Below are 8,955 nucleotides of genomic sequence, written 5' to 3'. Positions count from 1 at the left end.
AAAGCCCGTAGCTTCTGCAAAGTGCGGGGGCTTCTAATAAAAATGGCATCTTGCCGAAGCGCACGAACTCATCCCCGAAAAAGTATATAAATCTCTCGGGATCGCTGCACTCTTCTCCGCTCATTAATTTCTTAAATAATGTTTCTATGAAAATACGAATTAAAGGAGCTAAAATTTCGATATCTTCGGTCTGAACGACTACGTACATCGATATTCTTTTCGCTCTTAAATCCTCGAACGTAAAGCTCATCTTGCTGGTTGCGTTGGCTACTTGCGGATTGCTAAAAACCGTCATAAACGTGTCGTATGTCGATTTTATACTTGCAAATTCATTATCTGCGGCCCTTGCATACGCTCTAGCCTGATTTCTCGTGCTTTCGTCGATACTTTCGTCAAAGCTTGTCTGTTTTAGCCAAATTTTAAAAGTATCTACGTCATAGTCTCTCTCTCTCTTTCTTGCTCGGGATCATCTTCGTCTATCTCTTTCATTGCCTCTTCGCCGAATTTTTCGTCCAAATACTCGAAATAATCGGCTTTTGGAGCTTGTGCAAGTTGGGCTAGCGTAGCATGTTTGTCTTTTTGCATAAAGTATTCGGCGAAAAATACAAACATCGTTCTTGCCGATTTTATCCAGTGGTCGTTTTCGCTGCCTTTTTCGCCTACGAAAATGGTAGAAGCTATCTGCTCGGCCAATTTCTTTATGTGTATATACTCCATGTCTTTAACGATCGAGCGGTCGAACGGGTTAAAAAATAGCGTATTATCCCAGCTAAAAGGGGAGAATAGCTGAATTTCGTTATTGAAGTATTTTTGCCTATACCCGGCCGTCTTTTTGTATAACTCGCCTTTGATATCCAGCGTTACGCAAGAATTAGGCACGCTTAATAAATTCGGGATAATCATGCCTGCCGTTTTACCGCTTCCCGGAGGCGCTACAACTAGCGTCGAGAGCGGCTGCGTAGCCCTTAAAAACTGTGGATTATCGCTATCTATATTGTGACATCCTAGCACTAAGCCATTTTTATAGTTTATGTTCATTTTAGGGAAGTCTTCTGGCGTTGCGAACCTTGCCGATCCGTAATCTTCGCCGTCTCTAAAATACGGCAATAGCCACCACGTAAAGACTACCAAAAACGGGGCGATCAGCGTAAATAATGCGACGTAAGCCTTTAATTTTAGCGTCGGCGCGCCTATATTTATTAAAATTTTATACGCCACTGCGGGTACTTTTATCAAATCCGGATTAAAAATAACCTTGACTACCGCCAAATATAGCACTACGCCCATTATAAGCGAAACGAAAAAAGCCCAAGCCCATCTTTTGGCGGTAAAACCTTTTGAACTATCCATTTTCCTCCCCTTTTGCCCCCTCATTGCTCGGCGTTTTTACACGCTCCACTTCTATTTTTATTTTTAAATCTTCAATTTTTGCGCTTAGTTCTTTTATGGCTGCCGCAAAGTCTCGCATATTCTTTTCTAGGTCGTTTTTAGCTTCTTCGGGACCGGCAATGTTTGCATTTAGATGATAAGCGATTTGATTTAAATTTGCCCCCAAGCGACCGAATTCTCGTAAGAATTCGCTTATTATTTCGTTATTCGTTTCTATCTGTTCTAGCACGTCGGCATATTTTTCTATATGCACCAGCTTCCGAACTACCGCCGATTTGCTTTCGTTGCGCCTTTGAGATAGGCGTTTTAGTACTCTTGCGTCAGCTTCGGTAAAGTATATAAAATGCGCGGCTACTTTTCTCATGCTACGATCTTTGCAATGTCTAGTTCTTTTAAATTTAAAATATCGGTCACGACTCTTTGGTTTTTTACTCTAGCTATTTGGATAATGTAGTCAATCGCCGTGACGATAAGGCTATCTAGCATGCGATCATCCACGCTTGATAGGCCACCTCCTAAAATAATATTGGTTTTAATGGCCTTTATGGCGTCTTTGGGATTATTTGCGTGCAAGGTACTTAAATTTCCAGCATGCCCAGTGTTGTTTACTCTTAAAAACGAAAAGGTATTACGGATGTCTATCTCGCCCAAAAATAGCCTATCTGGTCGCAAACGCATCGCATTATCGATCGCTACCTGATAGCTGTAAATTTCGGTGGCGATTTTCGGTACGGCCAGCTGCGTTTTATTTACGTTTTCTACCCTCAGCTCTTGGCTGTCCTCTATGGTGACTACTCGCTCGCCCGGGTCTATTTCTCCCATTAACGAGTTTAAAAAACTGGTCTTCCCGCTTCCAGTTCCGCCGCTTAAAAGTACGTTTTTCTTATCCCGGATCAGCTCTTTGATTTTTTCATAAGTCCAGCCCTCGTTTATCACGTTTTGACTTAATGTAAAGCTTTCTAGTTTAAAGGCCTCTTTGCTCGGTATTCTTATGCAAATTGCGATATCGCTATTAAATAGGCTCGATTTATGCTGCGCTTGAACGCGGTAACGCAAAAACGGATCTGGCAGCTCGCACGAAAGATGGCAATGCGTTTCATCGAAGCGCTGATTTCTCCTAGTGGCCAGCTCGATCAAAAAATTATTTAGAAATTTAATATCTAGCTTTGGGTCTTGTACTATTTCCCAGTGGTCGCCGTAGTCTATGTTGATTTCGCACGGCCGATTAAATATCAGCTCATTTGCCCGTAGGGTCAAATACGGCTTTAAAACACCTAAAATATTATTTAAAATTATGCTTTCGCTCATTTTACTCTTCTTGGCTTGCTTCCGTTGCGCTCGCGCCTGCTAAATCGTTCTTCTCTTGCACTAGCTTTTCTAGCTTCTGCCTCTCTTTTGCGGCGCTTGCTTCAGCCTTTTCGGTAATTTTTAGCTGATTTGCTATGCGTTTTAGTAGTCTATCGTTTGCTTTTTTATTTTGTAGCTCAGTCTTAACTTGGCTTTTGATTTGCTCGTATTGCATCGGTTTTCCCCTTTAATCGTTAAAATATTGCATCATCACTTCGCCGTTTTTCGGCTTCGCAAACCACATGTGATTTGTAGGCACTAAAAATATACGGCTTCCGCTTTTGATTTCGATGGTCGGCTTAATTTGGCTTTGCTGCTGAATTATGTCTTGTACCACGCTGCTTACGTCGCTTCTAGCGTTCGAGTAAATTTCGGTAGCATAAGAGTTGTTTGAATTTCCCATTTTTGAGGCTATACCTAAAAGTAAGGCATTCGTAATCGTTGAGATTGAGTAGGCTATGCCGTAGCGTTCCCAATATTTATTATTTATCGCTCCTACAACTCCGTTCATTCCCATATTATCGGCTGCCATTGCATCGGTGAGTAATATATTTATGCCTTGCGGCGTGATTATTTCGCGCCACCTGATTTCTAACCTCTCATGCCCGATTTTAGTATCGTTAGTATAAAAACCTATCACTTTGCTTCCGCGAGGAATTAGCACTGCTCGCCCCATTGCGGCATATATGTCTTGCTCTATTTGAGCCGTTACTATTCCGCTTAAATCCGAGCTTATCGCGCTCGTTAAAATTGCTGGGATTAGCCGTCCCGCTCTAATGGTGCGGTATAGCCTGTGCTCGTTTGTGCTGATATCTATGCTCTTTTGATTTGAGAAGCCGTCGGCGCCGTATTTTTGGGAGTTTTGATTTACGTTTTTTATTTCGTTGTTGCGATTAGCTAAAATTTGAGCTCTTATTAGCTCGCGCATTTTGTTTTCATAGGCAGCCTGGTTGTCTTTTCTTATTTCTTGTTTCAGACTCTCTTGCTTGGCTTTTAGCTCTTCTTGCTTGTCTCTAGCGCGTTGCGCCATTTGCTCTTGCTCTCTTGTCATGTCTTCCGGCGTAGCAGTCGGTGCACCGGGTACGGTCTGTCCGGATTGCTTTTTGGCTTCAAGCTCTTCGATTTTCTTCAAAATTTCGCCTAAATTTTGCCCGTCTTGGCTTGGTGCTTTTTTCCCAGCTTTATAAATGTAGTCATCGACCGGAAATTTTGAATTTTCAAAAAGATGGTTTAAATCCTTTTGATTTTGCAAATTTCTTATTTGCTCGTCTTGCTGCTCTTGCCCGGCCGCTTCGTTAAAAATCTCCTCCGCCAAAAGGGGAGAAGAAATTATACTAAGCGTCGTAAGGCTTAAAAGCAGCGTTTTCTTCCCCTTTTTCATTCTAAAATCCCCTTGCTTTCTTTACGGATTCATTATATTTTTCTTGATTTTTTGTTATTGTTTTGCTATGTTCTTTTTGTCTTTGTTTCACGGCTTCTTCATCGGTATTTAAATTCTTTCTTATCTCTTTTCTTAGTTTTTCAGCCTGCGTTTCTTTACGATCTACGCATACGTAGCTATCACCGCTTTTAATCGTAAATTTCGGATTTATAGTCTCCGCGATTATGTAATCGCCTATTACCCTCGTTTCTACCGGACTATCTTGTTTATCGATGACTGCGTAAATAGTAGGAATTTGCGGCATTTCGTCTTTTGAATACTTAAAATACGTAAATTTCTTATCGCTAAAAATTTCAGCCGATAGCAGCCACTCGTTTTCTTTTTTGGCTTTTTGTGTATATCCGCTGTAAATATCGCTTTTTTTGACTTTCAGCTCGGCTATGCCGTCTTTTATGGTTAGATACTCTTTGCTGTCCTCTTCAAGTTTAGCGAGCTTGGCTTTTTGTGTTTCGCCGTCTTGTATGCGAACTATGAAGCTTGGATCGCTTGAATTTTTATAATCCGTTGAAAAAATATAAAAGGTGTGGATTTTTCCGTCGCTCGTAAAAATCGTTAGGCTCGTATCGATGCCGATTAACTGCGGAATTATCGCAATGGCGTTAGGCTGGCTCGGGATTTGCTCTATTTTAAAGCCGGTTTGGTCGCCTAGCACGAAATTGTCTATCTCGCTATCAAATATCAGCGTCGTCGCCATTGCGTGGCGCGTACGAATTTTGATGGTTTTATCGGGCTGATATTTGACTACTTGCGTATTTTCGTATCCGCTATATTTCTTTGAGTGAAATTTTTGCTGCAATGCTTTCAAGTCTTGATTGCGGATAGCGTTTTTCATAAGCTCTAGCTCGTCTTTGCCCATCTGTCTATCCGAGGCATCGGGTGCGCTTCCGAAGTCTATTACGTCTTGTTCGGGAATTTGTCCGGCATTGGGATCGTTAAATTTTGCTCCTTGAGGCTGCTGCCTTTGTCTATATAATCCGAGCGGATTTATTTTAAAATTTGATTGTATGTTGTTGTTTACGTCTTTGTTTTTATCGTTAAATATATCTTCGCCCATAGAGCCGTTTTGCTGTTGCTCGTTTACTAGCTCTTGTGTTTGGCGCATAATAGCACGGATTTGATTCATCTGCTCTTCGCTTAGCCCCTCCTGCGGCTCGGTTGCGCTTAAATTTAATACAAGTATCGAGACGATTGAAAGTTTTATTAAATTTCTCATTTTGAGCCCTTTTCATCCAAGATTTGCGTTACTTGGTATTTGCTTACAATAAAACCGGTAGGGTTTTTCATCGTATCGGCGTACGTGCTGCTTTGGTTGTGAAAGTCGTACTCTATCGCGCTTCTATATTTTTTATAACTTACTTCAGTGCGCGTAGGGTTTGTGATCTCGGCTTGAAAATCGACTGTTGCTACGTTCTGGCTTAAAACGGCTACGTTTAAAATTTGAATGTTGCGGAAGTAATTTTTAGTCGTATAAATTGAGTTGGGATCGCTTACTAAACCTTGAAATGCTTCCCATACCTGCCTGCTGCTTTGCGTGCGTATCTCGTTATAGCGCTCGACATCGTCTATGCGGTTTATCATCTCTCTGTTTTTAACGTATCCGGCTAAAATGCTTTTTAGCAACTCTTCGTTGCTACGGACGTTTAGATTCGTATCGTCTATGGTTACGAAGCGGGAGTCACCGTCTGAAAATTTAAGCAAAACTGGCTTCGTCTCTTTTAGCGGCGTTAAAAGAGCTATTGCTACCGCTAGGCTTACGCTTACGACCGCAAGAGCTATGATCGTATAAAACATGTACGCTTTAATGCTTCTTTCGGCTCTAAAAATAAAATTTGGGTCGATTTTCTTCTCTTCGAATGCCATTTATCCCACCTTTATAAAATCATAGCAAGCGCAAGGACTAATTCTTTCTATTTTGCTAGGTTTGTCTGCGCATCCGCTTAAAAATGCCGTTAATATCGCCATTACTGTAATAATCGCTACTTTTTTCATCTTTAACTCCTATTTTCTTTAAATTCTATGTAGTGTTTTCGCCAGTGGATCGGGCTATCGTCTTTAAGCTGCTTTAAAAGCATTACGTTGTCCGAGCTTGAAGAAAATGCCCGTAGGTAGCTTCCGAGCCTCGATAGGTCTATATCCAATTTTGCACTCTCGCTTCTTAATTTCATATTTAGCAGTATCTGCCTCGCATTCGAGTTCGTCTCTTTTAAAAATTTAGCCTCCGTCGGCGTTAGCCCTATCATTGCGTTTAACTCCGCTAACGTCTCTTCGCTATTTGTCGGAAATATGACGAAATTTGCAATATTGTCTAAAAACGACGAACCGCGCTCAATATTATTAAATAGACTCATGCTTTGAAATCCCATGCAAGCTACCCCGCCTATCTTGCGCCATTCTAGGATCGCCTCAAGAATTTTTTCTTGCATCGTCTCGTCTTGCAAATAATCCTTTAGCTCGTCTATAAAACAAAAGAAGCCGCGCTTATCTACGCTATTTTTAGCTTTATTTTTTAACTTATGAAAAACATATATAGCCGTAAGCGCGGCTGTCTTTTTGTTTTGCAGTATGCCGTCCATATTTAGCACCGACAGCTGCTTGGTGAAATTTAGGGCGTCCTCTTTGTTGTCAAATATTGAGCCTTTGTAATTGTCAAATCTGATTTTCAGCCTTGACTTTTCGTTATTGTCGCTTGGAAGCGATATGATAAAGTCACTAAGCGTTAGCGTTTGACCATTTTGCTTCATGTCATATACGCGATCTATTGTGTTGTTAATATCATTTATGGCTTCGTGCTCGTCGTTTTTAACCTCTGCCATGAAACGCAGCCATGTTTTTAAAAAGTCTCTATTCTCTTTCGTGTCGGCTAGGCTGAACGGATTTAATTTAAAGCCGTCGCTCTCGCTATCGTGGTACTCGCCGTCCATGTAGTTCGTAAAAATATACATACCGCGCAGCTTATCCATTGCGAATATATCTATCGGATATTTAAATAAATTCGTCATTAAAAACTGCGCTAGCGTCGTCTTTCCGCTTCCGGTTCCGCCCACTATCATCGTATGTCCGGCTGGGCGATCGCCGTCGGGCTGCCAGTGAAAATTGAATAAATACGGCGTGCCGTTTAAGTGCTTAAACGTAGTTACCGCTTCGCCACCCCAGTCATTTTTATTAAACCCGGTTACTTCGTTTTCAAAATTTGCGATCGTGGCTAGGTTACTGATATTTAGCGTTTTCTTCCTAGCATTTAAATTTCCACGACTAGGGAAGAAGCTAAAATAAAGAGGCTTTTGGTTTATCGTCTCTCGTACGACATTTAATCCTTGATTTTCTAAGATATTTTTTAGCTCGTTCGAGCGATTTTCCAGCTCTTTTAAGCTGTCGGCTAAGCAATATACCGAAAAACTCGTCTCTACCAAATTTTCCCTGTCGGCTTGGATCAGTTCCATTAACTGATCTAGCTCTTGGCGGACTAACTCTACGGCAAACGCTTTGGTGTCTTTTATCTTCTTGATCGCCTTGCGTTTTTCGTAGGCTTTTAGATAAATCATGGCCATAAATTCGTTGTTGCTTTTTATTAAATTTGAGGTGATGATCGACTTGATTTGCTCAGTTTCGTAGGCTTTTACGCTGATAAATCTAGCGTATTTGGTCGTGCCGTCGTTGCGGTAAAACTCTATGTAGTCTTTTTTAAATTCGACGTATGAGCTTATGTAGCTATCGGTGATCAACTCGTTCGTATACGCAAGGTTCGTCTCTTTCGCGTTTGAATATGTAGCATAAAAATTTATGATCTCATCGCCGCTTAGCTGCCTTGGCTGATAAATCGAGAAGTAGTTTTTGATATTTGAGTACGTATCATTTAAAAGCTCGATTTTTTGCTTCAATCTCTCACTTTCCTCACTTTCCTCATCTTTCTCACTAGTCATCTTGGTTTTAAAGCTTTCTAGCAGTCCGGTGATATTTTTCGTCATCGTAGAGATTATTAAAAAGTATCTTATGGCATATATATCTTGATTAGTTTCCCATTTCTTTATGATCTCATTTGCGTATGGATTTATATTTTTATCGGCATAGTCTTTACCATTTTGCTTAGTTTTTTTGATGATTAAATTTATCTCGACGTCGTCTTTTAGCGTGGTAAAAAACATAACGCGATTTAAGAGGTAGTCCGTCTCATCGTCCAAGCTAATTCCGGCATAGCTCGCCCCTTTTAACTCTACTGCTATACTCGCGTTGCCATCTTTGGTAATTATTATATTTTCGCCATATTTGCAAGCAATATTATTTTCTTTCGCTAGCGTATAAATTTGCGGCTCTGCTATCATTAAAATTTCATCCGCTTTTTTATTGATCTTATTGATTTTTGATAAAACATCGTTTCCTGTTTTATTTTTAACGCTTGATTTTTCTTGGCTTACTTCAATGCTAAGCTCTTTTTTTAATTTTTCTTTCTTTTTGTTTTGATTCCACTCTTTGATTACTCCTATTATTCCGTGAGCCATTTTTATAACCTATGCATAAAATTTATTTTGCGATATTTTCATTTTTGAGCCGATGATGTCATATATATCCTCATCAAAAAACTCCAAAACGAAGAAGAAGCAGTATAAAATAGCAACGACTGCTAGCGAATATAAAATCAAGATAAACCACGAAATAAATCCGGCGATTATAATCGTAAATAGACTCGTAGTTGTTAGACCTATGATTTTCGTTCTTTTAGTTAAATCCATATAGCAGTCGGTCACTATCATTCGTTTTTGCCTTTTACATTGCTGCAGCAG

11 protein-coding genes are annotated in these 8,955 nt (G+C 40.3%); all 11 read right to left on the bottom strand.

Features of this window, described 5'->3' with window-relative positions; translation table 11 throughout:
* Positions 1-385 (bottom strand): type IV secretory system conjugative DNA transfer family protein (locus Q0340_RS12190; protein ID WP_298083526.1); only part of this gene is annotated, 385 nt, incomplete at its 3' end.
* A gap of 44 nt (positions 386-429) precedes the next feature.
* On the bottom strand, positions 430-1,350 hold the full coding sequence (locus Q0340_RS12185; RefSeq protein ID WP_298083525.1) for a type IV secretory system conjugative DNA transfer family protein: 921 nt from the start codon (positions 1,348-1,350) through the stop codon (positions 430-432).
* Positions 1,343-1,642, bottom strand: coding sequence for a plasmid mobilization relaxosome protein MobC (locus Q0340_RS12180; protein ID WP_298083524.1), 300 nt, complete (start codon positions 1,640-1,642; stop codon positions 1,343-1,345). The genes Q0340_RS12185 and Q0340_RS12180 overlap by 8 nt, the downstream gene beginning before the upstream one ends.
* Before the next feature lie 107 nt (positions 1,643-1,749).
* Positions 1,750-2,697 (bottom strand): ATPase, T2SS/T4P/T4SS family, encoded by a 948-nt coding sequence (locus Q0340_RS12175; protein ID WP_002952532.1) that lies wholly within the window; start codon positions 2,695-2,697, stop codon positions 1,750-1,752.
* A gap of 1 nt (position 2,698) precedes the next feature.
* Positions 2,699-2,911 carry a hypothetical protein gene (locus Q0340_RS12170; protein ID WP_297962510.1) on the bottom strand — a complete coding sequence of 71 codons (213 nt, stop codon included), beginning with the start codon at positions 2,909-2,911 and terminating at the stop codon, positions 2,699-2,701.
* A 12-nt stretch (positions 2,912-2,923) separates the two neighbouring features.
* Entirely contained in the window at positions 2,924-4,117 is a 1,194-nt protein-coding gene (locus tag Q0340_RS12165; RefSeq protein ID WP_297997896.1) for a DNA type IV secretion system protein ComB10, read from the bottom strand.
* A 1-nt stretch (position 4,118) separates the two neighbouring features.
* Positions 4,119-5,390, bottom strand: a complete 1,272-nt coding sequence (locus Q0340_RS12160) for a TrbG/VirB9 family P-type conjugative transfer protein (RefSeq protein ID WP_298083523.1) — start codon at positions 5,388-5,390, stop codon at positions 4,119-4,121.
* Positions 5,387-6,037 carry a VirB8/TrbF family protein gene (locus Q0340_RS12155; RefSeq protein ID WP_298083522.1) on the bottom strand — a complete coding sequence of 217 codons (651 nt, stop codon included), beginning with the start codon at positions 6,035-6,037 and terminating at the stop codon, positions 5,387-5,389. The genes Q0340_RS12160 and Q0340_RS12155 overlap by 4 nt, the downstream gene beginning before the upstream one ends.
* Positions 6,038-6,166, bottom strand: a complete 129-nt coding sequence (locus Q0340_RS12150) for a hypothetical protein (protein ID WP_297997885.1) — start codon at positions 6,164-6,166, stop codon at positions 6,038-6,040.
* Between the two features lie 2 nt (positions 6,167-6,168).
* Positions 6,169-8,673, bottom strand: coding sequence for an AAA family ATPase (locus Q0340_RS12145; protein WP_298083521.1), 2,505 nt, complete (start codon positions 8,671-8,673; stop codon positions 6,169-6,171).
* A gap of 9 nt (positions 8,674-8,682) precedes the next feature.
* On the bottom strand, positions 8,683-8,925 hold the full coding sequence (locus Q0340_RS12140; RefSeq protein ID WP_297995822.1) for a hypothetical protein: 243 nt from the start codon (positions 8,923-8,925) through the stop codon (positions 8,683-8,685).
* Positions 8,926-8,955: the final 30 nt, after the last annotated feature.

The sequence above is a fragment of the uncultured Campylobacter sp. genome (assembly GCF_938045595.1).
Taxonomy (GTDB): domain Bacteria; phylum Campylobacterota; class Campylobacteria; order Campylobacterales; family Campylobacteraceae; genus Campylobacter_B.
This window is presented reverse-complemented; position numbering and strand designations above follow the sequence as displayed.

Bases quoted from the DNA above. Each gene is read 5' to 3' on its own strand.
- Q0340_RS12185 (WP_298083525.1), bottom strand. From the start codon at position 1,350: ATGGATAGTTCAAAAGGTTTTACCGCCAAAAGATGGGCTTGGGCTTTT.
- Q0340_RS12175 (WP_002952532.1), bottom strand. From the start codon at position 2,697: ATGAGCGAAAGCATAATTTTAAATAATATTTTAGGTGTTTTAAAGCCG.
- Q0340_RS12170 (WP_297962510.1), bottom strand. From the start codon at position 2,911: ATGCAATACGAGCAAATCAAAAGCCAAGTTAAGACTGAGCTACAAAAT.
- Q0340_RS12165 (WP_297997896.1), bottom strand. From the start codon at position 4,117: ATGAAAAAGGGGAAGAAAACGCTGCTTTTAAGCCTTACGACGCTTAGT.
- Q0340_RS12160 (WP_298083523.1), bottom strand. From the start codon at position 5,390: ATGAGAAATTTAATAAAACTTTCAATCGTCTCGATACTTGTATTAAAT.
- Q0340_RS12155 (WP_298083522.1), bottom strand. From the start codon at position 6,037: ATGGCATTCGAAGAGAAGAAAATCGACCCAAATTTTATTTTTAGAGCC.
- Q0340_RS12150 (WP_297997885.1), bottom strand. From the start codon at position 6,166: ATGAAAAAAGTAGCGATTATTACAGTAATGGCGATATTAACGGCATTT.
- Q0340_RS12145 (WP_298083521.1), bottom strand. From the start codon at position 8,673: ATGGCTCACGGAATAATAGGAGTAATCAAAGAGTGGAATCAAAACAAA.
- Q0340_RS12140 (WP_297995822.1), bottom strand. From the start codon at position 8,925: ATGATAGTGACCGACTGCTATATGGATTTAACTAAAAGAACGAAAATC.